The sequence below is a fragment of the Mesorhizobium metallidurans STM 2683 genome (assembly GCF_000350085.1).
In the GTDB taxonomy this organism is placed as follows: domain Bacteria; phylum Pseudomonadota; class Alphaproteobacteria; order Rhizobiales; family Rhizobiaceae; genus Mesorhizobium; species Mesorhizobium metallidurans.
The window spans coordinates 1-25,783 of record NZ_CAUM01000011.1; the positions used below are offsets into that span (position 1 = coordinate 1).

At 62.6% G+C, this 25,783-nt stretch carries 23 protein-coding genes and 1 tRNA gene; 10 read left to right on the forward strand and 14 right to left on the reverse strand.

Annotated features, from left to right (window positions below; genetic code table 11):
* A partial coding sequence (locus tag MESS2_RS02525; protein ID WP_040591907.1) for an SDR family oxidoreductase occupies positions 1 to 407 on the forward strand: 407 nt, incomplete at its 5' end.
* A 147-nt stretch (positions 408 to 554) separates the two neighbouring features.
* Here MESS2_RS02525 and MESS2_RS02530 read toward each other — a convergent pair.
* From MESS2_RS02530 to MESS2_RS02565, 9 genes are all read right to left on the reverse strand, one after another.
* The gene (locus tag MESS2_RS02530; protein ID WP_008872491.1) at positions 555 to 1,994 is read right to left on the reverse strand and encodes an aldehyde dehydrogenase family protein; all 1,440 of its coding nucleotides are present in this window, start codon (positions 1,992 to 1,994) and stop codon (positions 555 to 557) included.
* A 294-nt stretch (positions 1,995 to 2,288) separates the two neighbouring features.
* Positions 2,289 to 2,774: a hypothetical protein gene (locus tag MESS2_RS02535; protein ID WP_008872492.1), complete on the reverse strand. Its 486-nt coding sequence runs from the start codon at positions 2,772 to 2,774 to the stop codon at positions 2,289 to 2,291.
* 150 nt (positions 2,775 to 2,924) lie between these two features.
* Positions 2,925 to 5,633 (reverse strand): nitrate reductase, encoded by a 2,709-nt coding sequence (locus MESS2_RS02540; protein WP_008872493.1) that lies wholly within the window; start codon positions 5,631 to 5,633, stop codon positions 2,925 to 2,927.
* A gap of 4 nt (positions 5,634 to 5,637) precedes the next feature.
* A complete protein-coding gene (nirD, locus tag MESS2_RS02545; RefSeq protein WP_008872494.1) occupies positions 5,638 to 5,967 on the reverse strand; it encodes a nitrite reductase small subunit NirD in 330 nt (109 codons plus the stop codon).
* Between the two features lie 211 nt (positions 5,968 to 6,178).
* Entirely contained in the window at positions 6,179 to 8,629 is a 2,451-nt protein-coding gene (nirB, locus tag MESS2_RS02550) for a nitrite reductase large subunit NirB (protein ID WP_040591922.1), read from the reverse strand.
* Positions 8,630 to 8,649: 20 nt separating this feature from the next.
* Positions 8,650 to 9,951 (reverse strand): MFS transporter, encoded by a 1,302-nt coding sequence (locus MESS2_RS02555; protein WP_040591909.1) that lies wholly within the window; start codon positions 9,949 to 9,951, stop codon positions 8,650 to 8,652.
* A 46-nt stretch (positions 9,952 to 9,997) separates the two neighbouring features.
* Positions 9,998 to 10,174 (reverse strand): hypothetical protein, encoded by a 177-nt coding sequence (locus MESS2_RS32650; RefSeq protein WP_167332423.1) that lies wholly within the window; start codon positions 10,172 to 10,174, stop codon positions 9,998 to 10,000.
* A 357-nt stretch (positions 10,175 to 10,531) separates the two neighbouring features.
* Positions 10,532 to 11,770, reverse strand: coding sequence for a CmpA/NrtA family ABC transporter substrate-binding protein (locus MESS2_RS02560; RefSeq protein ID WP_008872498.1), 1,239 nt, complete (start codon positions 11,768 to 11,770; stop codon positions 10,532 to 10,534).
* Positions 11,767 to 12,369, reverse strand: a complete 603-nt coding sequence (locus MESS2_RS02565; RefSeq protein WP_008872499.1) for an ANTAR domain-containing response regulator — start codon at positions 12,367 to 12,369, stop codon at positions 11,767 to 11,769. The genes MESS2_RS02560 and MESS2_RS02565 overlap by 4 nt, the downstream gene beginning before the upstream one ends.
* A 362-nt stretch (positions 12,370 to 12,731) precedes the next feature.
* Here MESS2_RS02565 and MESS2_RS32120 point away from each other — a divergent pair, with 362 nt between their 5' ends.
* Together MESS2_RS32120 and MESS2_RS02570 are read left to right on the forward strand one after the other, a co-directional pair.
* Complete coding sequence (locus MESS2_RS32120; protein ID WP_008872500.1) at positions 12,732 to 13,502, forward strand: hypothetical protein; 771 nt, start codon at positions 12,732 to 12,734, stop codon at positions 13,500 to 13,502.
* Positions 13,499 to 15,643: a hypothetical protein gene (locus tag MESS2_RS02570; protein WP_008872501.1), complete on the forward strand. Its 2,145-nt coding sequence runs from the start codon at positions 13,499 to 13,501 to the stop codon at positions 15,641 to 15,643. Before MESS2_RS32120 ends, MESS2_RS02570 begins: the two co-directional genes overlap by 4 nt.
* A gap of 116 nt (positions 15,644 to 15,759) precedes the next feature.
* Here MESS2_RS02570 and MESS2_RS02575 read toward each other — a convergent pair whose 3' ends face one another.
* The gene (locus tag MESS2_RS02575; protein ID WP_008872502.1) at positions 15,760 to 17,193 is read right to left on the reverse strand and encodes an aldehyde dehydrogenase family protein; all 1,434 of its coding nucleotides are present in this window, start codon (positions 17,191 to 17,193) and stop codon (positions 15,760 to 15,762) included.
* A 200-nt stretch (positions 17,194 to 17,393) separates the two neighbouring features.
* Between MESS2_RS02575 and MESS2_RS02580 the strand changes: the two genes are divergently transcribed.
* Positions 17,394 to 17,924, forward strand: coding sequence for an MgtC/SapB family protein (locus tag MESS2_RS02580; RefSeq protein ID WP_008872503.1), 531 nt, complete (start codon positions 17,394 to 17,396; stop codon positions 17,922 to 17,924).
* A 52-nt stretch (positions 17,925 to 17,976) separates the two neighbouring features.
* Here the strand turns inward: MESS2_RS02580 and betI are convergent, their stop codons facing one another.
* Entirely contained in the window at positions 17,977 to 18,639 is a 663-nt protein-coding gene (gene betI / locus MESS2_RS02585; protein WP_008872504.1) for a transcriptional regulator BetI, read from the reverse strand.
* A gap of 118 nt (positions 18,640 to 18,757) precedes the next feature.
* On the opposite strand from betI, the gene choX reads away from it, so the two are divergent.
* Together choX and MESS2_RS02595 are read left to right on the forward strand one after the other, a co-directional pair.
* A complete protein-coding gene (gene choX, locus MESS2_RS02590; RefSeq protein ID WP_008872505.1) occupies positions 18,758 to 19,687 on the forward strand; it encodes a choline ABC transporter substrate-binding protein in 930 nt (309 codons plus the stop codon).
* Positions 19,688 to 20,761: an alcohol dehydrogenase catalytic domain-containing protein gene (locus MESS2_RS02595; RefSeq protein ID WP_008872506.1), complete on the forward strand. Its 1,074-nt coding sequence runs from the start codon at positions 19,688 to 19,690 to the stop codon at positions 20,759 to 20,761. It abuts the gene before it with no gap.
* A gap of 68 nt (positions 20,762 to 20,829) precedes the next feature.
* Here the strand turns inward: MESS2_RS02595 and MESS2_RS02600 are convergent, their stop codons facing one another.
* Complete coding sequence (locus tag MESS2_RS02600; protein WP_008872507.1) at positions 20,830 to 21,480, reverse strand: LysE family translocator; 651 nt, start codon at positions 21,478 to 21,480, stop codon at positions 20,830 to 20,832.
* A gap of 148 nt (positions 21,481 to 21,628) precedes the next feature.
* Here MESS2_RS02600 and MESS2_RS02605 point away from each other — a divergent pair, with 148 nt between their 5' ends.
* Both MESS2_RS02605 and MESS2_RS02610 read left to right on the forward strand, forming a co-directional pair.
* Positions 21,629 to 22,012: a hypothetical protein gene (locus MESS2_RS02605; RefSeq protein ID WP_157357588.1), complete on the forward strand. Its 384-nt coding sequence runs from the start codon at positions 21,629 to 21,631 to the stop codon at positions 22,010 to 22,012.
* Positions 22,013 to 22,147: 135 nt separating this feature from the next.
* The gene (locus MESS2_RS02610) at positions 22,148 to 22,405 is read left to right on the forward strand and encodes a hypothetical protein (protein WP_008872509.1); all 258 of its coding nucleotides are present in this window, start codon (positions 22,148 to 22,150) and stop codon (positions 22,403 to 22,405) included.
* A 121-nt stretch (positions 22,406 to 22,526) separates the two neighbouring features.
* Here MESS2_RS02610 and MESS2_RS02615 read toward each other — a convergent pair.
* A tRNA-Ala gene (locus tag MESS2_RS02615) sits at positions 22,527 to 22,602 on the reverse strand.
* Positions 22,603 to 22,782: 180 nt separating this feature from the next.
* Entirely contained in the window at positions 22,783 to 23,175 is a 393-nt protein-coding gene (locus MESS2_RS02620; RefSeq protein ID WP_008872510.1) for a TIGR02300 family protein, read from the reverse strand.
* A gap of 193 nt (positions 23,176 to 23,368) precedes the next feature.
* On the opposite strand from MESS2_RS02620, the gene aroA reads away from it, so the two are divergent.
* Both aroA and cmk read left to right on the forward strand, forming a co-directional pair.
* Entirely contained in the window at positions 23,369 to 24,727 is a 1,359-nt protein-coding gene (gene aroA, locus MESS2_RS02625; protein ID WP_008872511.1) for a 3-phosphoshikimate 1-carboxyvinyltransferase, read from the forward strand.
* A gap of 277 nt (positions 24,728 to 25,004) precedes the next feature.
* Positions 25,005 to 25,655 (forward strand): (d)CMP kinase, encoded by a 651-nt coding sequence (cmk, locus tag MESS2_RS02630; protein WP_008872512.1) that lies wholly within the window; start codon positions 25,005 to 25,007, stop codon positions 25,653 to 25,655.
* The last annotated feature ends 128 nt before the right edge of the window (positions 25,656 to 25,783 follow it).

The following is a 25,783-nucleotide window of genomic DNA, read 5'->3' on the forward strand; positions in this document are numbered from 1 at the left end:
ACATCAACGGCGTCTTCTATTGCAACAGGGCGCTGGTCCCGCATATGCTCGAACGCAGTTACGGCAGGATCGTCAACATCGCCTCGATCGCCGGCAAGGAGGGAAATCCCAACGCGTCGGCCTACAGCACATCGAAGGCGGCGGTGATCGGCATGACCAAGTCGCTCGGCAAGGAGCTGGCCAAGACCAAGGTGACGGTGAACTGCGTCACGCCGGCCGCCGTGCGCACGGCGATCTTCCAGCAGATGAGCCAGCAGCATATCGACTTCATGCTGTCGAAAATACCGATGGCGCGCTTTGGCGAGGTCGAGGAGGTGGCGGCGCTGATCGCATGGATCGCTTCCGAGGAATGCTCCTTTACGACCGCCGCCGTCTTCGACGTTTCCGGCGGCCGCGCCACCTATTGAGGCAAGGCAGCGACCTCCCAAAGAATGCCTGGCCTTTGCCATGGTAACAATCAGGCGCCTGACAAAAGCGCTATTCGGCTAAAGAGGTCAGGCCGGCATGCCGGATGTCATCCGGGCCTGTTCGCCTGCCTGACTCTCTAAGTTTGATTAGCCGGCAAACGTATAGGCGGTTTTCACGGTGGTGTAGAATTCCGCCGCGTAGCGGCCCTGTTCGCGCGGGCCGAAGCTCGATCCCTTGCGCCCGCCGAAGGGGACATGGAAATCGACGCCTGCCGTCGGCAGGTTGACCATCACCATGCCGGCCTCCGAATTGCGCTTGAAATGCGTGGCGTGCTTGAGGCTCGACGTGCAGATGCCCGAGGTCAGCCCGAAAGGTGTGTCGTTGGCCACGGCGAGCGCCTCATCATAGTCCTTGACGCGGATGACGCTGGCGACGGGTCCGAAGATCTCCTCGCGTGAAATGCGCATCGTGTTGCTGGCTCCGGTGAACAGCGCCGGCTGCAGATAGAAGCCGGGCGTTTCGCGATCGAGCCGCTCGCCGCCGAAAGCGAGATCGGCACCCTCCTTGCGGCCGAGGGCGATGTAATCCTCGTCCTGCTTCAGCTGGCTATCGTCGACGACGGGGCCGATCTGGGTTTTCGCATCGAGGGCATCGCCGACGACCAGCTTGCCCATGCGGTCTTTCAGCGCCTCGACGAAGCGGTCATGAATGGCGTCGGTGACGACCAGCCGGGACGACGCCGTGCAACGCTGGCCGGTCGAGAAGAAGGCGCCGTTGAGCGCGCAGTCGACGGCAACGGCCAGGTCCGCATCGTCGAGCACGACGAGCGGGTTCTTGCCGCCCATTTCGAGCTGGAACTTGCGCATGTGCTCGACGCTTGCGGCGGCGACGCGCTTGCCGGTGCCGACCGAGCCGGTGAAGGTGATGGCGTTGAGGTCGGGACTGTCGAGCATGGCCTGACCGACCACCGATCCCTTGCCCATGACGAGGTTGAGCACGCCCTTGGGCAGGCCGGCGCGATGCAGGATGTCGACAATGGTCCAGGCGCTCTCGGGGACCAGCTCGGCAGGCTTGAAAACGATGGTGTTGCCGTGGGCAAGTGCTGGAGCGATCTTCCACGCCGGGATGGCGATGGGGAAATTCCATGGCGTGACGATGCCGACGACGCCGACCGCCTCGCGCGTGACCTCGACGCCGACTCCCGGCCGCACGCTCGGAACCAGTTCGCCCGACAGGCGCAGCGCCTCGCCGGCAAAGAAATCGAAGATCTGGGCGGCGCGCACGGTCTCGCCGATACCTTCGGCCAGCGTCTTGCCTTCCTCGCGCGCCAGGGACCGGCCGATTTCATCTTTCCGCGCGGTGATCTCGTCCGATGCCTTCCTCAGCACTGCATGGCGCGCCAGCGGGCCGGAACGCGACCATGCCGCAAACGCTGCTTTCGCCGCCGCGATGGCTTGCCGGGCCTGCTCGGCGCCAGCGGAAGCATATTCGCCAACCACATCGCCGGTGTTGGATGGATTGATGTTGCGGGAACCGGGCTCGCCCACCCACTCGCCATCGATGAGGTTCTTTCGAAACAGGGTCATGTCGCAGTCTTCCTAGCCGTTCGGTTGCCGTCTATCTGGACCACCGGCCACCACACCGCAAGACCACGTCGCGGCAAACCTCACCAGAAACCGACGGCCGACCTCAGCATCGCTCCAGGGCCAGCCGCTTCCCGGCATGTTTTGCGGAACCCGGTTCGTCCTGTTGCGCTGATCACATCATCGTCGATGTCGCGTAGAATGGTCTTCGCGTTGCGCCACCCGATCCGGAACTGAATTTTTCAGTTTCGCGCCGGACGTCGTTCGCGGACGGCGAGATCTGCCCGGTTCTTGTCGTCAGATCGCGAAAGACCCGAACAGGCAGGCCAGCGTCGCCGCGGCGAAAACGACAAAGAACAGGCTTCTCAGCAGGATATTGCGGCGCAGCTCGTTCATGAAGAGATGGCATGCCACGACGGCCGCGACGAACAGGAAGCGCCAGTTCAGCAGCGCCGTCAGGACGCCGGCCTGGCCGAAAGCCCATCTGGCGGCGAGGCCGCCGATGATGGTCGCGAACAACACGATCACCGTCCAGAAGATGGCATCCGCGGCATTTGTCAGAACGATGCCGGCCGCCCTGATGGGCAGGATCATCATCAGCAGCGCACTGAAAAAATACACCGCGGCAAGCGGGATGAAAATCCCGGCATCGGCAATGTCGTCGAGGCGTTTGGCGCCGATCGCACCAAAGGGATAGCCATGCCTGGCCACCGCCAGGCTCAGCGCCATCAGCAAAGCCGTCAGCACGGCAACCAGTGCGAATGAAGTGAGAGCCTTGCTCATGCCTTGTCCCCGACGAATCGAACAGGAATGTTGGTAGCCCACCGTCTGTAAATGGCTGGTAAGCGTCAAGGAAGCGCGGTGACCAGGCTTTCGGGAATTGCCTTCACGGCAGAACCGTTCCCCGCCGCGGGAAGTTCAACGGCAGGCGCCTTACTCCGCCGCCTGAAGGCGGCGCGCGTCGATGATGGTCCTGATCTCGGCGCGGCAGGAGCCGCAATTGGTGCCAGCACCCAGAACGGCGCCGATCGCCGCGACGCTGGCGCAGCCGCCGCGCACCGCTTCCGCGATCTGATTGGCGCCAGTGCCGAAACAGGAACAGACGATGGCGCCGCGGTTGACGCCGTTGCCGCCCGGCCGTCCGGCGACGATCGCCAGCCGCCCGCGCCGGTCGGCATGGTCCGCGCCCAACTGCTCCACGGCCCAGCTGCGCGACACCGCGACCGGCACGGGCGCCAGATAGAGCGCGCCGACCAGCCGGCTGCCTGTGAAGCGGGCAAAGCGATAGTGCCCGCCGGCAGCGTCATGATAGGCGAGCGTCTCGCTCTGCGCGTCGGCGCCGAGGAGCGAGGCCGCGAAAGCTGTCCAGTCCCGGCCGGCTTGCAGCGCAAGCTCGAGCCGCCAGCCGGCGGCGCAGCGGGCGAGGCTCCAGTAATCGGCGTCGATCGAGGCCGGCCGTTCTGCAAGCACCGCGAAGCCGAAGGCAGCGGCAGCGAAGCGTTCCAGGCGCGCGGCGCCGTTCTTCGAGGCCGGCTGGCCTGAAATCGCATCGGTGATCGGCGCCACCAGCGCATCGACGCGGGCGCGGGCGGCGAACTGATCCGTCCAGTGCATCGGCACGAACACCGAGCCCGGCCGCTGCCGCGCTGTCACCAGCGCGCGCAGTAGCGCTTCGCCATGCACGGTCGAGACCCGCACGATATCGGCGTCGCCGATGCCGAAGCGCTGCGCATCCGCCGGGTGGATTTCGGCGAAGGGCTCAGCGATGTGCTGGGACAGGCGCGAGCTTTTTCCCGTCCGCGTCATGGTGTGCCAGTGGTCGCGGACACGGCCGGTGTTGAGGATCAGCGGATAGTCCGGGCTGGTGCGGGTTTCGACGGTTGGGCGGACGGCGATGAAACGCGCCTTGCCATCGGGCGTGTAGAAGTTACCGTTGGCGAAGAAGCGAACAGGGCCCTCCGGTCGCCGAGCCCAGGCATCCCCCTCTGGCGGCCAGAGGGGGGCGCCTGGGCTCGGCGCTGGCCACTGGAAAGGCTCGAGTGCGTCATAAGCTTGCGCGTCGACAGCGGCATAAGCGCCAATATCGAAATCCCGCGCGCCGTCATTCTCGAAGCCCGACAGCGCTGCATGCTCAGCAAACAGCTCCGTCGGCGACACATGCGAAAACGCCTCGGTAAAACCCATCCGTCTGGCCACTTCGGCGACAATCCACCAGTCGGGTCGTGCCTCGCCTGGCATCGCCATGAACGCCCGCTGGCGCGAGATGCGGCGTTCCGAATTGGTGACGGTGCCGTCCTTTTCGCCCCAGGCGGCGGCGGGCAGCCGGACATGGGCGTGGCGGACCGTATCGGTGCTTGCCAGCACGTCCGATACCACGACGAAGGGGCAGGCCTTGATTGCCGCCTCGACGGCATCGGCATCGGGCATCGAATCGACCGGGTTGGTAGCCATGATCCACAGCGCCTTGATGCGCCCGTCGGCCACCGCCTTGAACATGTCGACCGCTTTCAGGCCGGGCTTTTCGGCGATATCGGGCGCCTTCCAGAAGCGCTGCACGCGGTCGCGATGCTCGGGGTTTTCGATCTCCATATGGGCGGCCAGCATATTGGCCATGCCACCAACCTCGCGACCGCCCATGGCGTTGGGCTGGCCGGTCACCGAAAATGGGCCGGCGCCGGGTTTGCCGATGCGGCCAGTGGCGAGATGGCAGTTGATGATGGCGTTGACCTTGTCGGTACCCGAGGACGACTGGTTCACGCCCTGGCTGTAGACGGTGACGGTCTTCGCGGTTGCCGCAAACAGGCTGTAGAAGCGGACAAGCTCGTCCTCGCTCAGGCCGGTGGCGGCGGCGATGCCGGCGAGGTCGAGCTTCGAGGCGGCGAAAAGGGCTTGCCCGAAGCCGGTCGTATGCGCCGTGATATAGGCGCGGTCCAGCGCGTTATGCTGGCCAAGATACGCAAGCAGCCCCATGAACAGCGCGACGTCACCGTCCGGCGCGATCGCCAGATGCAGGTCGGCGATGTCAGATGTCATGGTGCGGCGCGGATCGACCAGCACCACCTTCATCTCCGGCCGTTTTTCCCGTGCCGCCGCGATGCGCTGGTAGAGTACGGGATGGCACCAGGCGAGATTGGAGCCGACCAGCACGATCAGGTCGGCAAGTTCCAGATCCTCGTAATTGCCTGGTACGGTGTCCGAGCCGAAGGCGCGGCGGTGACCGGCGACCGAAGAGGCCATGCACAGGCGCGAATTGGTGTCGATATTGGCCGAGCCGATGAACCCTTTCATCAGCTTGTTGGCGACATAATAGTCCTCGGTCAGCAACTGGCCGGAGACGTAGAAGGCGACCGCGTCGGGGCCGTGCTCGGCGATGGTTTGCGAAAAGGTCGAGGCGACGCGATCGAGCGCCTCGTCCCAGCCGGTTTGGCGGCCGTGGATTTCGGGATGGAGCAGCCTGCCGTCAAGGTCGATGGTCTCGGCAAGTGCGGAACCCTTGGAGCAAAGCCGGCCGAAATTCGCGGGATGATCGGGGTCGCCGCGGACGGTTACTTGCCCGTCCGCGGCGACCTTCGCCAGCACGCCGCAACCCACCCCGCAATAGGGGCAGGTGGTCCTCACCTCGCGCGCTTCGTCAATCTGCATGTGTTCAGGCCGCGCGGCTGGCCAGCGCTTCGAGCGCCAGGAACAGCCGCTCGCCGTCGACCTTCACGGGGATCGTGCGTACCGTACCTTCGTCGGCGCCGAGCGCCTTGCCGGTTTCCAGCGAGATCACCCAATTGTGCAAGGGGCACGTCACCGCCACGCCATGGACGATGCCCTGGCTGAGCGGCCCGCCCTTGTGCGGGCAATGGTCATCGATGGCGTAGACCTGATCGTCCGCCGTGCGGAAGACGGCGATTTTCCCCTCAGGAGTGTCGACGCAGCGCGCGCCACGGCGGGGGATGTCGGAGATGGAGCCGATGGCGATCCAGGTCATTGGGGCATCCCTGCCTTTGCTTGATAAGAATTCGCCGAGGCACCCCCCTCTGTCCTGCCGGACATCTCCCCCTCAAGGGGGGAGATCGGATGTCGTGACGGCTTTCGCCAATCGCCAACGTTGGCCGAAGGGCTAAGAGGCTGAAACTGCCAATCTTCCCCCTTGAGGGGGAGATGGCCGGCAGGCCAGAGGGGGGTGACTCGCGCCGACATCACTCGGCAGCCTCCGCAAACCCGACCGAAGCCATCGGCCGGAATTCGTGCTTGTCCTTGCCGGACACGCGCTCCGACCACGGGTCGACCTGGGCGAATTTCTGGCTGAAGACGAAGCGCTCGTAATAGGCCTTGCGCTTCTCGCCATCGTCCATGATCTGGCGCTTGATCTCTTCTATGCCGATGCGCTTGGCCCATTTGTAGATGCGCTCGAGATAGCGGCCCTGCTCGCGGTACATCTGCGTCAGCGCCACGATATGCTCCAGTGCCTCGTCCTCGGTCCTGACCAGGCCGAGCACTTCGGTGCCCTTGATGTCGAGGCCGGCGGCACCGGCGAAATGGATCTCGTAGCCACTGTCGACGCAGATGACACCGACATCCTTGCAGGTCGCCTCGGCGCAATTGCGGGGGCAACCCGACACCGCCATCTTGACCTTGGCCGGGGTCCACGAGCCCCACATGAATTTCTCGATGCGGATGCCCAGTCCCGTCGAATCCTGCGTGCCGAAGCGGCACCAGTCGGAGCCGACGCAGGTCTTCACCGTGCGCAGCCCCTTGGCGTAGGCATGGCCGGAGACGAAACCGGCATGGCCGAGATCGGCCCACACCGCCGGCAGGTCCTCCTTGCGGATGCCGAGCATATCGATGCGCTGGCCGCCGGTGACCTTGACCATCGGGATCTCGAACTTGTCGACGACATCGGCGATGGCGCGCAGTTCGGCGGCATTGGTGACGCCGCCCCACATGCGCGGCACCACCGAATAGGTGCCGTCCTTCTGGATGTTGGCGTGGACGCGTTCGTTGACGAAGCGCGACTGATAGTCGTCGGCATAGTCATCCGGCCAGTCGCAGACGAGATAATAGTTGAGCGCCGGCCGGCATTTGGCGCAGCCGCAGGAGGTTGTCCATTCCAGTTCCTGCATGACGGCCGGAATGGTCTTCAGGCCCTTGGCCTTGATCAGCCTGCGCACCTCGTCATGGCCGAGCGTGGTACAGCCGCACATCGGCTGGACGGCGGCCGGATTGTATTTGTCGCCAAGGGTCAGCACCATCAGCTTCTCGACGAGCCCGGTGCAGGAGCCGCAGGAGGCCGACGCCTTGGTGTGGGCGCGCACATCGTCCAGCGAGGTCAGGCCCTTGGCCGTGATCGCGCCGGTGATCTTTCCCTTGCAAACGCCGTTGCAGCCGCAGATTTCCGCATCATCCGGCAAGGCTGCAACGGCCGCCATAGGGTCCAGCGGGGCACCCCCCTGGTAGGATTGGCCGAAGATCAGCGTATCGCGCATCTCCGAAATGTCGGTCTGCTTCTTCTTGAGGTCGTTGAACCAGGCGCCGTCGCCCGTCTCGCCATAGAGCACGGTGCCGATGATGCGGTCGTCCTTGAGCACCAGGCGCTTGTAGACGCCGGCAGCGGCGTCGCGCAGCACGATCTCCTGGCGGTCCTCGCCCTCGGCGAAGTCGCCGAGCGAGAACAGCTCTATGCCGGTGACCTTGAGCTTGGTCGGCGTGTCCATGTGGACGAAGGCCGCTTTCTCGTCGCCGGCAAGCTGGCTGGCGGCAACGCGCGCCATCTCGTAGAGGGGGGCCACCAACCCGTAGACCATGCCGTTGACCTCGGCGCATTCGCCGAGCGCGTAGATGTCGGGGTCGTTGCTGCGCATGCCGGCATCGACGACGATGCCACGATTGACGGCTATGCCGGCCTCCTTGGCGAGCGCCGCGTTCGGCCGGATGCCCACCGCCATGACGACCAGCGTCGCCGGGATGACGGTGCCGTCGGTGAGCTCGACCTGCTCAACCTTGCCGTTGCCGGTGATCGCCTGGGTGTTGGCCTTGGTGATGACCTTGATGCCGCGCTGCTCGACGGCCCGCTGCAGCAGATAGCCGGCGGCCGGATCGAGCTGGCGCTCCATCAGCGTCGGCATGACATGCAGCACGGTGACGTCCATGCCTTGCGCGTTGAGGCCGGCCGCGGCCTCCAGGCCAAGCAGGCCGCCACCGATGACCACGGCCTTGGCGCGCGACTGGGCGGCGAGCAGCATCGCCTGCACATCGTCGAGGTCGCGATAGGTGAGTACGCCTGGCAGATCATGGCCTGGCACGGGGATGATGAACGGCACCGAACCGCTGGCGATGACCAGCTTGTCGTAGGGCTCGGTGACGCCATGATCGGAGGTGACGGTCTTCGCCTGGCGGTCGATGGCGACGATCTTGTGGCCCTTGTAGAGGGTGATGCCGTTGGCGATGTACCAGCCGTCGCCATGGATGATGATTTCCTCATAGGCCTTTTCGCCGGAGAGAACCGGCGACAGCATGATGCGGTCGTAGTTCACCCTGGGCTCGGCGTTGAAGATGGTGACCTGGTAGCGGCCGGGCGCCTTTTCCAGGAGGTGCTCCAGCATGCGCCCGGGGGCCATGCCGTTGCCGATGATGACGAGCTTTTCGGTCATGGTCCTGATCCGCTCCGGCCTCACTCAGCCGCGTAGGAAAGGGCTGGTGCTTCGTCAGCCGCCGCGCGCTCCATCCGCCGGATGGAGAAGTGCATCCAGGCAAAGCAGGCGGCGACGATTACAAAGAGCAGCATGAAGCAGCTCGACCACACGCCCGTGAGGTCGTTGAGCGCGCCGAAGGCGATCGGCAGGATGAAGCCGCCGAGGCCGCCGATCATGCCCACCAAGCCACCGACCGCGCCGACATTCTGCGGATAGTAGGCCGGAATGTGCTTGTAGACGGCGGCCTTGCCGAGGCTCATGAAGAAACCGAGCACGCAGGCGACGGCAATGAAGGCGAACGGGCCGATCTCGAAATGGAAGGGGATCGGCCCGTTGATGCCGCGCACGACATAGTCTGCCGAGGGGAGAGACAGAACGAGAGTCGCGACAGCGGACACTGCAAAAGTCCAGTAGAGCACGGTACGTGCGCCGATGCGGTCGGAGAGCGCGCCGCCGTAGGCGCGGAAGATGCTTGCCGGGATCGAATAGGCCGCACCGATCATGCCGGCGGTCGCGATGCCGAAGCCGTAGACGCCGATCAGGTAGCGCGGCAACCACAGCGACAGCGCCACGAACGCGCCAAAGGCGAAGAAATAGTAGAAGGCAAAGCGCCAGACCTGCAGGTTCTTGAGCGGCGCGAATTCCTGCCAGAAGCTTCTCGCCGGCGCGACCTTGCCGGCGCGGCGCTCGCGGATGACCGGATCGTCGCCGGTGGTGAACCAGAAGACGACGGCCATGACGACCAAGGCCGCCGCCCACATCTGCGCGACCGATTGCCATCCCCAGGAGAGAAGCACGAACGGCGCCAGGAACTTGGTGACGGCGGCGCCGACATTGCCGACACCGAAAATGCCAAGCGCTGTGCCTTGCCTGCCGGCGGGGAAGAAGCGCGAGACATAGGCGACACCGACAGCGAAGGAGCCGCCGGCGAGCCCGACGCCAAGTGCTGCGACCAGCATCTGCTCATAGGTCCGCGCATAAGCGAGCAGGAAGGTCGCGACCGCCGCTGCAAGCATGGTCGCGGTGTAGACCAGCCGTCCGCCATAGCGGTCGGTCCAGATGCCGAGCACCATGCGGACGAGCGAACCAGTGAGAATCGGCGTGCCGACGAGCAGGCCGAATTCCGTCTCGTTCAGCCCAAGTTCCTGCTTTATGCGGATCCCGATGATTGAAAAGATCGTCCACACCGCGAAGCAGACGGTGAAGGCGATGGTGGACATCATAAGCGCCTGCCGGGGATCATTATCGTGGCTGGACGCGGCTGGGAGATTTGCGGTCATGATAAGACTGCCTTTTCGTTGGCGATGATCAGCGGCGCGGCATAGGTCAGCGCGATGAGGCCGGGCTTGGCGCGGTCATTTCGGGGCCTTTTCCGCCGGGCTTGGCGCCGGCGGGAAACAGCATGAGCGCGGCGGCGAACAGAGCCGCGGTCAGCGCGCTGCTCGCCAGAAGATCGCGGCGCTTGAAATCCTTGAGCGTTCCAGTCCCGATCCGTTTCGTCATCGTCGTCTCCGGTTGGACGCGGCCTGGGAGGCGCGCCGTCGATTGCGTGTTCGGTCAAAACAAAAAAGCCGCCGGCCAGGTCTTCGCGCCCGAGAGACCGGGATCGCGTATTGACCTGAGCGGCAGCTTTGCCTGCGGCGCCCGCCATTGGACGCCTGTTTCGTGACCCATAAAGAGCCTGCCTATTGCAAAGCAGGAACCGTGCCAGTTTGGAGCGGGAGGAAAAATATCAATGAAATCAGCGATGCGTGCCGATCGGGACGCTCCGGGACCGCAAGCCGGACAGGCCAAAGATTGTTCATTGGCGCAATTGCACGCACAAATTTTGTGCAATGCACAAGAATGGCGCGGAAATGATCAGGCTTCGGTGCGGGCCGATTTTTGGCCGGCAATGTAGGCATCGATCTCGTCGGGATCGAAGATCTGACCGTCGAAGAAACCGTCAGGACCGAGCACCAGGCTTGCTCCCGCCGAACCGACCGGAGTCGCCACCTTCAGCGCACCCTCGACCTTGGAATTGGCGCCGGGCAGCGCGACACCGAGCGGCTTCAGCGCCGAACGGTAGAGGTCGGGCCGGTAGCAATCCCTGGCGATGGCGAGATTTTCCGGCGTATGCGCCACGTGCCCCCAGCGCACCATCTGCGTGTAGAACCAGAGCGCATGGCTCTTCCAGGGAAAGTTCGCCGCCTTGTCGAAGGGCAGGAAGAAGTCGTCGATGGTCTTTTCCGCTCCGCCGCCGAGATCAAGATGTCCGGTCAGGACCGGCATCTGCACCGCCGGCGGCAGGCCGAGGAAGCCTGGCTGCGCCATGACAGCGGCCAGTTCGCCGTGGTTGGCCGGATCCTGGCACCAGCGGGCCGAATGATGCAGCGCGCGCAGCAGTGCCGCCAGCGCCTCCGGATTCTGCTCAGCCCACGCCTTGCGCACGCCGATCACCTTTTCCGGGCTGTTGCGCCACAACAGCGCCTTGACGGTGACGATGCGGCCAGTGCCGGCGGCAGCCGAGGCGCTGTTCCAGGGCTCGCCGACGCAATAGCCATCGATGCGGCCGGCGGCCAGCGCATCGGCCATGAAGGGCGGCGGCACGATGACGATCTCGATCGCCTGGGTGGGGTCGATGCCGCAGGCGGCAAGCCAGTAGCGCAGTTCGTAATTGTGCCCGGAATGCGGATGCACGACCGCGAAGCGGAGCGGATCGCGCCCGGCCGCCGCCCGCTCGCGGATCAATGCTCCCAGGGCCTTGCCGGTCCGCGCCGGATCTAGGTCGGGCACGGCGCCATGCGCGGCCATGCCGGTCCAGACCGCATTCGAAACAGTGACGCAATTGCCGCCGAGCCCGAGCGAGAACGGCACGATGGTCTCTGAGGCGAGCGGCGTCAGCCCGAGATTGCAGGCAAGCGGCATCGGCCCCAGCATGTGCGCGAGGTCGAAATGGCCAATGGCGATGCGGTCGCGGATGTTGGCCCAGGAGGTCTCGCGGTGCAGCGTCAGCTCAATGCCCTCGCGCGCGGCAAAGCCCATCTCGCCGGCCGCCACCAGCACGGCGCTGTCGAAGAGCGGCATGAAGCCGGCGGTGATCTGGTGCGTCGCGCTCATTCGTCCTCCGCCGGTCCGAGCAGCCCGGCCGCCGTCACCAGGCTCTGGGCGATATCGCTGATCTTGCGGTTCTGGTTCATCGCCGTCTTGCGCAGCAGCGCGTAGGCCGCCTCTTCGCTGAGACCGCGCGATTTCATCAATATGCCCTTGGCGCGGTCGATGACCTTGCGGCTCTTCAGCTCGCTGCGCGCCTCTTCCAGCTCGCGCGCCATGCGCGAGAAGGCGTTGAAGCGACTGACCGCCATGTCGAGGATCGGCTTGACGCGCTCTTGCCTCAGACCATCGACGACATAGGCCGACACGCCGGCATCGACCGCCGCCTCGATCGAGGCCTGGTCGGAGCGGTCGACGAACATGGCGATCGGCCGCTTCACCGCGCGCGAAAGCTGGAACATGTTTTCCAGCATGTCGCGGTTCGGGTTTTCGAGATCGATGACGATGACATCAGGCTCGATCTCGGCGATGCGCCGCGCAATGCCGGTAACGTCATGAATGACCGTGACCCGCTCATGCCCGGCCTCGCGCAACCCCGCCTCGATGATCGAGGCGCGGATGCGGTTTTCGTCGATCACCAGAACGGCGAGTGAGGAGCGGACCATGACGGTATTTTGCCGATGCGGGGGGATTGTGCAATGCGGGATGGGAGCCGCCATGCCTCGCCCGGCCTATTTAGGCGGATGTTGGAAATGGACAGCTGTGATTTTGGAGCTTATCGGCGGAGGCGGCGAGGCACCCCGTGGCGACTTGCCGCCCGGTCACGTGGTTTCCAGAGTCGCGCCGGCTAAGGATGAGTTAACAATAGCTGCGGAACCTGACCCTTCAGGCGCTGATAGCATTTTCCAAGGCAGGAACGTCCGATTGCAATGCACATCCAACCTTAGGATTTACTTTCACTCTATACACTGATCCACAGGCTCGGTACATCAAACAGAATATTGCAAAATGCGATTGCTCGATCCCAATGCCTGTGACGCTTTCCGATTTCATTATGAGCTATGCTCCTGCAACAGGAAGTGAGCTTCACCTAGTTCACTGTACGAGCGCGGGTGCCAGCATTCAGATATTGGCAGATCGAATTCTGAGCCCAACCAAATGCCCCGTTTACGGAGACCACCTGCTATACCTGTTTTATGGTCGGCCGGCCTACAAGCCGGGTGCCGGTTCGGCCGCGAGTGGCATTGTCGAATTGGCGCCTGTCTGCCTTGTGTTAGATCCGGCACTGTTGGCAACTGCAGTGCGCCTTCTACCATTCGATAGTGGTGGTTTTTCACGCTATGAACCTCTTTTGGGGCCGAGCCTCAAATTACCTGAGTTCGAGCTGGGGAATGATCCGAGTGCTCCGCTTCGACTCGTGCGAGCCTTCTATGAAACGAACGCAAACTATTATGACCAGATCCCTGCGTTAGAGGAAAAAACTCTTCCGCTATCGCGACTTACACCGCGCGCATATGCTCGCCTAATCGCCGACCCTTCTATACGCGCCATGGATGATCGTTGTGGGACGATTGAAGTTCAATTCTCAACCACGATCTCGCTCAAGAGCGCCCTCAGAGCGATTGTCGGACCCAATGCTCTTTTTGACGATCCGGAGGTCAAAGCGGCCCTCGTAGATTGTCCTGATGCAGTCGCGCTCCCTTACAAAACATATGGCCGCTCAGAGCCAGACAATTTTGCTCATGCTCTCTATGAGCGGGTAGAAACATTCCTCCGTGACCACGGAGGTTTTCTATGAGCATTGAGACGGAACCTCACGATCTCGTTGGGGTGGCCGACCCGTTGGGCAAAGGGCTGGGCTTTCTCATTCCCGTTTTCACACGCGGGCGTTCCAATGCCCTGAGGGTCGAGCGCCAAGGTGACAATGGGTTGATTGAGGCGTTTGTCGATCTGCAACCTCAAGAAACGCCTATCATTGAGGTGGACGGGCCTGAAAGTAGCGTAGGCGCCCCTGCCCATTGGGCATTCGGGTTCGGGTTCGGGGATATCCTCCTAGGCCAAGGCGAAAATGGCCGAGATGCGTTGCAAGCTCGTCTTGGCGATAGTTTTTTTCTTGAGCGTCCCCTATTGGCGATGGAGGTTGCTGAGTTTCTCCGCCTGTCTACAGACAGGGTGAAGTATGCGGACTTAGCACTGCAATACCTAAGAAAACTTTCTCCAAAGACCGCAGATCGCTGGCGCGATCTATCCGTGCTGACACCGGACATTCGCGAGGCACTCGCCGCAATAAAAGATTGGCCACTTCAAAACCTGCAACGGCTAACCGCCCGTGTGGAAAGCAACATTATTCTGATCCGCGGCATTGATGTAGATCATGATGAAACCTTTCAAAAGCAGGCTTCGAGACACATCGCCCGGGTCGTGGAAAATCTCCAACCCCTGTATAATTCGCCAGCAGATGGTTGGCAGCTACGGTTTGTAAAGCCGGAGCTTCAGCCAGCAGATCGGTTGGTCGTAGGTTACGATCTTTCCAAACTTTCGGCTCTCGTATATGTCGCTGACGAGGACGCTGATGTGCTCAATCGGGTATTTTCACGCCCTGCTACCGATGGAATAGGGCTTTATACACCACGGCAGTGGAAAGAGTTTGCATATCAAAGCTCCGAGTTCTCAGGTGCGAGCTTCATTCTCTTCAGGGCAAATGGGCAGCTTGGCCAAGTCTGGTCTGACGACAACCGTAGAGCGGATCGAATGCCAATCGGCCTCGCGACTCGAACAAGCTCGGGCCTTAGCTTAGCGCCATCGGAGCGCGCCGGTCTCCGTCGCTATCAGCACCCGACCGTCGTAGTTTCAAAAAGAGAAATCGGAGCATGGGGCCCTAAGGATGGCTTCGCTGGTGAAACTCGAAATGCTATTCATCTTCTCTCCGCCGCCTGGCATCATGGTCTCCGTTCCCACCTTCGCGCCAGAACCAACTTCTTCTTAAGTGCTCGCGGGGCCGGCCCTCGATTGCAAGACGATGCTTGCGCCCAAATTTACGGACGTTGTTGGCGGCTCGGAGTGACTCGACCAGATGGTATTCTCTTTGACGTTGGACAGAGGGAGTTCGATACCGGTTTACATCAACGCTCGTTGGCAGAGATTCTATTCCACAATCTTCGTCCCTTGGATGTCCAGAATTATCGAGATCCGAGTAGTCGTGCAAGGATCGATGCTGCTGTACTGGTGACCGCAGACGACCACACTGCGGGCAAAGATTGGCGAGTTTATGGCGAAGTCGTTGCGTCTATGCTTGAGAATCAGAACTGGTCCATTTCGGGCGAGCGAAATAGTAGGGGCCCAGTCATTGCCCTAACGCTTTATGGCCAGCGCAATCAATTCAATATCTCGATTGGCATGGAAAGATACAAGCGCCGAGGGCGCTACCCTTTTGAAGGCCTACTTGAACGAGATTTAAGCGATGTGAAGCACATTGCCGTAACGGAGGATGCTGGAGCCAGCACGGTGCTTACACATCTATTCGAACGGCATGAACTCTTGGCAACCGTACGAGATCTATCTGTTTTTTCGGCCCAGAATGGCACCATATGGTCACTTCTTGGCTCTCAAATGCGGCGCTTTAGTAATTCTCTGCCTTCACGCCCACGCAGTCACTATTTTGCGATGTTGACTCAGGCCGCGATTCAACACGACAGCGTGAATTGGGAGCACGCCGGTCGCTTAGTGAGGGCAATACACGACCAAAATTTTGGTGAGGGAACCCATCTTCTATGCGGGCGAGTTCTCTACGAACCCGATCGCGCTGTTGCGATGATGCGGCTGGCACCTGGGCTTGGGCCTAGATCGCGAGAATTGTGGTCGGCAGGCGAACTCGATCTAAGATTCAAATTGACAATCTCACGCGACGGCCCAGAAATTACACCTGCAGACGTAAATTAGCCTGCTCTGGCAGCGCGTTTATTCCCACTTGGATCCAGCCCCGGTTTCTCACCGACGATGCACCGAAGGTCGGTCGCATCGTCGTCTGCTCCGAGCGTGGATCGCGGCCTCGCCCCCTACTCCGCCGCCTCGTACCCCGCGATGCCCTTGATCTCGAGGAAATCCTCCAGCCCATATTCGGCGTATTCGCGGCCGTTGCCGGACTGCTTGTAGCCGCCGAAGGGCAGACTGGCGTCCCACTGGGGATAGTTGATGTAGACGTTGCCGGAGCGCATGCGGGCTGCCACGTCGCGGGCCTTCTGGATGTCCTTGGCCTGGATGTAGGAGGCCAGGCCGTAGACGGTGTCGTTGGCCTGCTCGATCGCCTGCTCGACGCTGTCGTAGGGCAGGATCGCCAGCACCGGCCCGAATATCTCTTCCCTGGCGATGCGCATGTCGTGGGTGACGTCGGCGAAGACGGTCGGCCTGATGTAGTAGCCGCGGTTGAGTTCGGCGGGGCGGCCGGGGCCGCCGATCACCAGAGTGGCGCCTTCGTCGATGCCGCTCTGGATCAGGTCCTGGATCTTGTCGAACTGGATCTGGCTGACCACCGGGCCAAGCTTCGAACCGGCCGCGTCGGCCGGGCCGACGGTGAACTTTTCCGCCGCCGCCTTGGCATAGCCGGCCGCCTCGTCGTGGCGGTCGCGCGGCACGAACATGCGCGTCGGCGCGTTGCAGGACTGGCCGCTGTTGCTGAAGCAGCCGGCGACGCCCTTGCTGACGGCGGTCGACAGGTCGACATCCGGGAATAATATGTTGGCCGACTTGCCGCCGAGTTCCTGATGCACACGCTTGACCGTGTCGGCGGCGGTCTTGGCTACCAGTATACCGGCGCGGGTCGAGCCGGTGAACGACATCATGTCGACATCGGGATGGCTGGACAGCGCCTGGCCGACGGTCGGGCCATCGCCGTTGACGAGGTTGAAGACGCCCTTGGGAACGCCGGCCTCGTCCAAAATCTCGGCAAAGATGATGGCGTCGAGCGGCGCGATCTCGCTCGGCTTCAGCACCATGGTGCAGCCGGCCGCAAGTGCCGGACCGACCTTGCAGGTGATCTGGTTGAGCGGCCAGTTCCACGGCGTGATCAGGCCGACGACGCCGATCGGCTCCTTGACCACGAGATGGTGGCCTTTCACGTGGCGGAATTCGAAACGCTTCAGCACTTGCGCCATCTTCTGCAGATGCGCGAGGCCGATACCGACCTGGCTGTCCAGCGCCATCTGGCGCGGCGCGCCCATTTCGCGCGACACGGCCAGCGCCAGATCGGCGCTGCGCTTCTTGTAGACCGCGATGATGCGGTTGAGGAGATCAAGCCGCTCGGCGACTTCCGTAAACCCGAACGTGTTGAAGGCACGCCTGGCGGCGGCAACCGCCTTGTCGACATCGGCCTTGGTGCCGAGCGAGATCTGGGCGAAGGAATCTTCGTTGGACGGATCGATGACGTCGAAACTGTTCGGCACGACCGGATCCACCCAGGCGCCGTCGATATAGAACTGCAGATTGTGTGACATGGTTTCTCTCCTTCGGTCCGCCGAAGTTCTCAGATGTGATGAGGTTGGTCGTCGTATCGTGTCAGAGATAACGATGCGCCAAGGACGATGTCAAACGCAAGTGCCGGCGATTGAGCCAGTGCGCCGGACCGGTCAATCGCGCCGGCCGGGCGACCCTCTCAGGAACCTGATCCGGCCCGGGCACGTTGTAAACGTTGCCCATGCAACAAGTCTTCGAAGAATTCGGTCATCCGACATATGTCCCATTTGCGGTTATTGCGGCGAGGCTGCTGCTGGCGGCGGTCTTCGGCGCCGCAATCGGGTTCGAACGCGAGTGGCGCAATCGGCCCGCCGGGCTGCGCACCCATATCCTGGTCTGCGTGGCGGCGGCCACCTTTGCCATTTTGACGATCGAGATCGTCCACGCACCGATGTTCACGCAGGACTCGGTGAAGGTCGACCCAATTCGCGTTGTCGAAGCGGTTACCGCCGGCGTTGCCTTCCTTGCTGCCGGCGCCATCATGTTTTCGAGAGGCGAGATCCACGGGCTCACCACCGGCGCCGGCATGTGGCTGGCCGGTGCCATTGGCGTCGCCTGCGGGCTCGGCCTGTGGCAGGTGGCCGCGTTCGGCACGCTGCTGGTGCTGGTGGCGGAGGGGCTTCTCTACAGCTTTGTGGCCAAGTCCGGGATCGGTGATGGACAGGGAAAGCCGAAGTCGAATGACGATGTGGCCAAGCAGCGCAAGGGCTGACGAGCAGCGAAGGCCAGTTGGATCATGTCTCCCGATCGTCGGTGGTCATTGCCTATCTTTCGTCGATGATCGCCCGAGTCGCCTGCTGAGGTTCCCGCTCCGTCGGGCGGCGCAGCAGTTGCTCCTCCCCGTTGTTTAGCAAAGAGCGGATACCGCTGAGCACCAGGGTGATGGCTTCGTCGCGTCCGACATCGTCGGTCGCCGCCTTGCGCAGCCAAAGTCCATCGATCAGGGCAGCGATGACAAGGCTCGCGTGGCGAAGGCGTGTCGCATCGAACATCCCGTCAAACACCGAAGCCAGATTCGAGCGCAGCCGCTGGTAAAACAATCGCTGGAGCCGGGCATATTGCGGGTTTACGCCTGCCTCGGCGCAGACCGACAGCCAGGCGTTGGCGATGGGGCGGGTGAAAGCCGAGGCGGGAAAGTTTCCTTCGACGATCGCCTCCAACCGCGCCCAGGCGGTCCGTGCCGCGCGCAGCCGCGCGATGACATCTTCCATCAGCAGGCGGTTGTTGTAGCGCACCATGCCGAACAGAACCTCGTCCTTGCCCTTGAAATAATAGGCAAGAATGCCGGGCGACATGCCGGCCTCGCGGCATATGCGGGCCGAGGTCATGCCTTGCAGCCCGTTTTCGAGGAACACACGGTGCGCGGCCGCGATCAGCTCGATGCGCCGGATGTCCTCGATTTTCGTTCGCTTGCGTTGAGTCGCCATTCGCCTTTCTAGCAAATAAGAGTTTTGTATTCATATACAAGATTCTATATTGACATACAGCGAGAAGGCCATAGCGTCGACGGGCAAGCCGTCTCACGGAGAAAACTGGGGAACAAAAATGCGCACCGCTGTCGTATTTGCCTTGCTTTCGGGCCTCGTCGTTTCGCCCGCCATGGCCGCCGATGCGGCACAATGCCAGAAGGTCCGCATGGCGGATCTCGGCTGGACCGACATCGCGCTGACCAACACCACCGCCGAGGTGATCCTCGACGCTCTGGGATATGACGCCTCACAGACCCTGCTCGGCCTTGGCGTTGCCTATTCGGCGCTGAAGGAGAACGACATGGATGTCTTTCTGGGCAATTGGCGGCCGGTCCAGGACGAGGAATACAAATCCTATTTCGATGAGGGATCGGTCGAAGTCCTGGGCGTGAACCTGGAGGGCGCCAAATACACGCTTGCCGTTCCGCAATATGTTGCGGACCAGGGCGTCAAAAGCTTCGATGATCTCGCTGCCCACGCCGACAAGTTCGGCGGCAAGATCTACGGCATCGAGGCGGGTTCGAACAAGCCGCTGCTCGACATGGTGGCAGCCAACCGGCACGGACTGGGCGACTGGCAGATTATCGAGTCCAGCGAGGCAGCAATGCTGACGCAGGTCTCAAATTCCATGGCGGACAAGGACTGGGTCGTGTTCCTCGGTTGGGAACCGCATCCGATGAATCTCGACTACAAGATAAGCTACCTGTCGGGCGGCGACGTCGAGTTCGGGCCGAATTTCGGCGGCGCCACTGTCCGCACCATCGCCCGCAAGGGCTTTTCGGCGGAATGCCCCAACGCGGCCAAGCTGTTCGCCAATCTGGCATTCGATCTCACTTATGAAAACCATGGCATGCGGATGATCCTGGGCGAGGGAAAATCCGCCGACGAAGCCGCCCGCGAGATGATCAAGCGCAACCCGGACAAGCTGGCGAAATGGCTGGACGGCGTCTCGACCCTTGACGGTCAGCCGGGCTTGGCGGCCGTGAAAAGCGCCCTGGGCCTGTAAATGAACCACACGATGCTCGCAGCCGTGCTGGAATGCGCGGGCCAGCCGTTGCGCATTATGTCTGTGCCACGGCCGGAACCGGGTGCCGGAGAAATACTGGTTCGCCTGGAGGCGAGCGGCATCTGCCATACCGATGTGCATGTGTGGCAAGGGCATCTGCTGCCGGCGTCGGGCCGACAGCCAGAAATTCTCGGCCATGAGGGCGTTGGCCGGGTGGTGCAGGTGGGCGCCGGCGTCACAAGCTGGCGCCTCGGTGAGCGTGCCGGCATCGCGTGGCTTCACGATACATGCGGCCACTGCGATGAATGCCACTCCGAAATGGAGTCTTTCTGCCAGCACCAGCGGGCCCACGGCTTCGACGTCGCGGGCACTTTTGCCGAATACGTCGTTGCCGACGCAGGTTTTGCCGCGCGAATGCCGGATGAGGGCGATGCCGCAGTTTTGGCACCGTTAATGTGCGCGGGCCTGACCGCTTTCGGCGCCGTGAGGCGGGCGGAAATAGCCGCGGGAGAGACCTGCGCCGTATTCGGCTGCGGCGGCTTGGGCCTCTACGCGGTCCAGATCGCCCGGCGGCTCGGTGCAACTGTCGTTGCCGTTGACACCGATGAAGCCAAGCTCAACCTTGCTGCTTCGCTTGGCGCCGAGCACACATTGCTGGCCTCGCCTGGCCTCGCCGATGACTGGCCGGCGAAATTGCGTGCCCATGTCTGCATCAATTTTGCGCCGACACCGGCAACCTGGGATGCCATGATCGCGGCAATCCGTCCGCGTGGCAGGATCATCGCGGCGGCGATGGTCTCGCAACCGGTGCCCCTCAGCCAAGAGTGGCTTACCGCGAGCGGGGTCTGGATAACGGGCACCAGCGTGGGCACGCGAGCGCAGATGCAGGAACTGATGCAACTGCATGAGGCGCAGCCGTTCGAGGCACGGGTCGAGCGCGTCACGCTCGCCGAGGCGACCAGCGCACTGCACCTGCTGAAAGCCGGAAACGCCGAAGGGCGGCAGGCGATTGTCTTTGGAGCCGACAAACAGCTACCTTACCGCGAAAAGGTCGCGGCCGATAGCGAGGGCTGACCGTCCCTCGTTGGAGCTGGCCGAGCCTGCGCAGCGGCTAACGCGCCGCGCAGCCGGCGATTGCGCCTTCATCCGCCCGCTCTTCGCGCCGCGCCCATTCCCTCGATCACGAGCTTTACGCCAAGCGCGCCGACGACGGCGCCGGCGGCGCGGTCGATCCAGTGCTTGGCCCGTAGATAGATAGAGCGCGGTCTGCTGGACGAAAAGGCGAAAGCGACGATCGCGTACCAGACGAATTCGTTGCAGAAGAGCAGCGGCGGCAGGACGAGAAGCATCCACAGCGGCGGCGAGGCCGGCAGCATGGCCGCGAACATCGATGCATAGAAGATGGCGGTCTTCGGGTTGGCGAGCTGCACAAGAAGCGCCCGCATAAGCGCCTTCCGGAACGATCCCGGCCGCGCCGACGCGTCGCTGGTGATCTCGACCGGTTCGGTGGCGCCGCGCCAGATCCGGATGCCAATCCACAGAAGATACAGGCCGCCCGCGATGCGCAGCCCGATGTCGAGCCATGCGACCTGGACAAGAAGCGCGGTCAAGCCGGCGACGGCGATGGATGCGAAGATGAGGCCGCCGATACCCATGCCGATCGCGGCCGCGAGCCCGTCCATGCGCTCGCCTGAAATCGCGATGCGGGAGACGACCACGAAACTCGGCCCCGGGCTCATCGCGCCAAGCAGAAAGACACCCAGTATGGAAAAGATCGTCAAGACTTCAGACAAGGTTTCTCTCCTGATTCGAGGCATTGCGTAGGGATCGCCTGTGCTTCCAGGTCGCCGGATCGGTCATTGCCGACTTACCTCGATCCCGACGAAATATGACGGCTCATTCCAGCACGACAAGGTCGCCGTTTAAACAATGTAACAATTGTTGTCCGTTCGCGCGACGGTTGCATCGTATAAGGCTGGCCTGAGTGCATCGCATAACCGTACCGCGCATGGCGGAACCGACACGAATGACAGTACGGCAAAGGCTTTTGCTTTCATGATCGCCGGCCTAGGTGGGCTGGCCGCATCGGCGATCTCGTTTTCGATGACGCTGTACGAGGCTGCCCATCCGCCGAAAGTGCCTGTCATGCAAGCAGGCCAGCGGATCGATACCGGCCGCTGGTTCGTGACATTGCGGACGGCGCGCATCGGAACCGTGCCGCCGACCGGCGTTAACGGGCGAACAGGCATCCGACGCCAAGTTCCGGAGCCCATGCGAGAGAACGGCTGTGTGAAACTCTTCACTGAAGGATTTCGTAAAGCATGATTGGACGGGTGCCATCAGGTCTGTTTGTGAACGCGCGGCAGCATGGGGCGCTGCGGCGGAACATGACTGACTGACGAGCGGGAAACTTTTCGCCGGCTGAAGCGTTACTTCTGCGGGCTGCATGGGCGGGCTTACATGGCATTCAAACGCAGTACGACGGATCATTTGTCCGATGATCCTATAATCCGCGGCGATATAGCAAACAGGGTTTCAACGGCGGTCCAGAGCAACGGAAATGCGCAACTTGGTGGAATGGGGACGGATCGTCCCGAGTTGCACAAGCAACTTGTCAAACCTGAACGGCCCCCTGCTTCATCTGTCAAAATAACCGTTTTCGTCGGTGCCTTTCTCGTCCTCGCGCTCGTGGTGCTTGGTTTCTTCGTTCTCTACTGATTGAGGGAGAGCGGCGGAGCATCCCGACGCAGCAGGTCTGCAACTTCCATGCAGCGCTGAAGTTTTCGAATTAACGATCTAGTGCGGGCCGCATACTGAGATTGCCAATGGTGGGACTGTTTGGTGGAGCCAATCGGAATCGAACCGACGACCTCTTGAATGCCATTCAAGCGCTCTCCCAACTGAGCTATGGCCCCACTCCCGGCAGTCAACCGGCGCCGTTGCCGGCGAAGAGATCCGGCGCGGGTTCTAAACCGCGCCGTTAGTGCAGGCGGCTTCTAACCCCGCCTTCCCTTAATATCAAGCCTTCAAGAACCGCTTTTTCTCGACGGCGCAACGAAAGCCGGCGAATGCAGTTCGCACCCGCCTGGCCCGCATCAAACTTCGTCGTCGTCGTCGCCGACGCCGATCATGTCGGCGACATCGTCGTCCTCTTCCTCTTCGTCGGCAAGGAAAGTGTCGTCCTCTTCGTCGCCGAGGTCGACATCGTCCTCGTCATCGCCAAGATCGGGAAGATCGTCGCCACTTTTCGCCTCGTCGTCCGCCTCTTCGAGCGAGACGACCTCGACGCCCTCTTCCTCCTCGGTGTCGACTTCCTTCTCGGCGACTTCCTCTTCCTCCTCGATGGCGGCGGCCTTGCCTTCCTCGAAATAGGAACGCGGATAAGTCTTGCCGGTATAGGGCGAGACAATCGGGTCCTTGTTCAGGTCATAGAATTTTCGACCCGTTTCCGGATCTATGCGTTTGGTGCCAAGTTCAGGTTTTGCCACAGCAAGCCTCGTAGATAAAAGGTTGGTCCCCTTAGCGGCAGTTTAAGGCGCTGTCAAAGCCTAAAGCCGGCGTCGCAAAGCCCCGCATCGGACGGTCTCGCGCAAGGGGATGACCATTTCGACGCGCCATGGTACGAGACCGCCGCAACGAACGAAAAAAGCCGGTCGGCCGGCATTTCATCCAGGGTATACAATGTCGCATTCCGCCGCCGCCAAGCCGGCCACCGCTCGCAAATCTCCAGCCCTTTCCGGCACTGCCCGCGTGCCCGGCGACAAGTCGATCTCGCATCGCTCGTTCATGTTCGGCGGGCTGGCTTCCGGCGAGACCCGCATCACCGGCCTGCTGGAGGGCGAGGATGTGATGCGCACGGGTGCGGCGATGAAGGCGATGGGCACGCATATCGAGAAGCGCGGCGCTGAATGGGTGATCCACGGCACCGGCAATGGCGCGCTTTTGCAGCCGGAAGGTCCGCTCGATTTCGGCAATGCCGGCACCGGCTCGCGCCTCACCATGGGCCTGGTCGGCACCTATGACATGGAAACGACCTTCATCGGCGACGCGTCCTTGTCCGGCCGGCCGATGGGCCGCGTGCTCGAACCCTTGCGCCAGATGGGCGTGCAGGTGCTGAAAGCGACGCCCGGCGACCGCATGCCGATCACGCTGCGCGGCCCCAAGCATGCCGCCCCCATCACCTACCGGGTGCCGATGGCCTCGGCGCAAGTGAAGTCGGCGGTGCTGCTTGCCGGGTTGAACACGCCTGGCGTCACCACCGTGATCGAACCGGTGATGACGCGCGACCACACCGAAAAGATGCTCAAGGGTTTCGGCGCCAATCTGTCGGTCGAGACCGACGAGCGCGGCGTGCGCCACATCTTCATCGAAGGCCAGGGCAAGCTCACGGGACAGACGATCGCGGTGCCGGGCGACCCCTCCTCGGCCGGTTTCCCGCTGGTTGCCGCACTCATCGTGCCGGGCTCCGACATTGTCATAGAGAATGTGCTGATGAACCCGACCCGCACCGGGCTTTTGCTGACCTTGCAGGAAATGGGCGGCAGGATCGACATCTTGAATCCGCGCAATGCCGGCGGCGAGGATGTCGCCGATCTGCGCGTGCGTTACTCCGAACTCAAGGGTGTCACCGTGCCGCCCGAGCGGGCGCCGTCGATGATCGATGAGTATCCGGTGCTGGCGGTGGCGGCGAGCTTCGCCGAAGGCGAGACGCTGATGCAAGGCCTGGAAGAATTGCGGGTCAAGGAGTCGGACAGGCTGTCGGCTGTCGCCAATGGGCTGAAGCTCAACGGCGTCGACTGCACCGAGGGCGAGGCGACGCTTGCCGTGCGCGGCAGGCTTGGAGGTAAAGGCCTCGGCGGACACCCCAACGGCCAGGACACGACGGTGAAGACGCATCTCGACCATCGTATCGCCATGAGCTTTCTGGTGATGGGGCTGGCAACGGAAAAGCCTGTCACCATCGACGATCAGGCGATGATCGCGACGAGTTTTCCGGAATTCATGGGGCTGATGAAGGGGCTCGGCGCGGAGATCGGGTGACAGTCGATGGCAATCGCAGACCTTCGAGATTGGGCGCCGACATCCTTCCCTTCGTCATCCTGGGGCGAAGCAAGGAGCGAAGCGACGCGGCGCAGACCCCAGGATCCATGCCGTGACGTCAAAGCGCCGCGACGGTGCAGAATTCTGATCCGCAGCATTCCTCGGCCAATGTCACGGCATGGATCCCAGGGTCTTCGCTCCGCTACGCGTTCGCTGCGCCCTGGGATGACGAAGGCGCGAGGGCCTGTTGCCAAGCAGACGAGGCGTTGACCTACCAATGAGCCCGACCTTCACCATCGCCATCGACGGACCCGCCGGCGCCGGTAAGGGTACGCTCGCCCGCCGGCTCGCCGACCATTACCGGCTGAACCTGCTCGACACCGGCCTCACCTATCGCGCGGTGGCGCATGCGCTGCTACAGCTTGGCCTGCCACTCGACAATGTGTCGGCCGCCGAGACCGCGGCGCGGCAGGTCGACCTCAACAAGCTGGACCGCGCCATATTGTCGGCGCACGCGGTCGGCGAGGCTGCTTCGAAAGTCGCGGTGTTCCCAACGGTGCGGCGCATCCTGGTGGAAAAGCAGCGTGAGTTCGCCAAGGCGCCGCCTGGCGCCGTCCTCGACGGCCGCGACATCGGCACCGTGGTCTGCCCCGACGCCGACATCAAACTCTATGTGACGGCGAGCGCCGAGGTGCGGGCGCGGCGGCGGCTGGCCGAGATCGAGAGCATCGGCGGCACCGCCAATTTCACCGAAATCCTCGCCGATATCCTGCGCCGCGACGAGCGCGACATGGGCCGCGCCGACTCGCCGCTGAAGCCGGCCGCCGACGCGCACTTGCTTGATACGTCCGAAATGGCTATAGAGGCCGCGTTTCTGGCGGCAAGAGCGATCATCGACGACGTTCTCGCCAAAAGAAACAACGCCTGAGCCGGGTTTTCCCGCTGTTGCCGATTGCCGGCGGCGCAAAAGATACCCATATCGGGCACGAACCAGCCTGCCAGCATTCTTCATGCGCCGGAATTGCCGCTCAGGCGGCCAAGGGCTTTTTGGAAAGC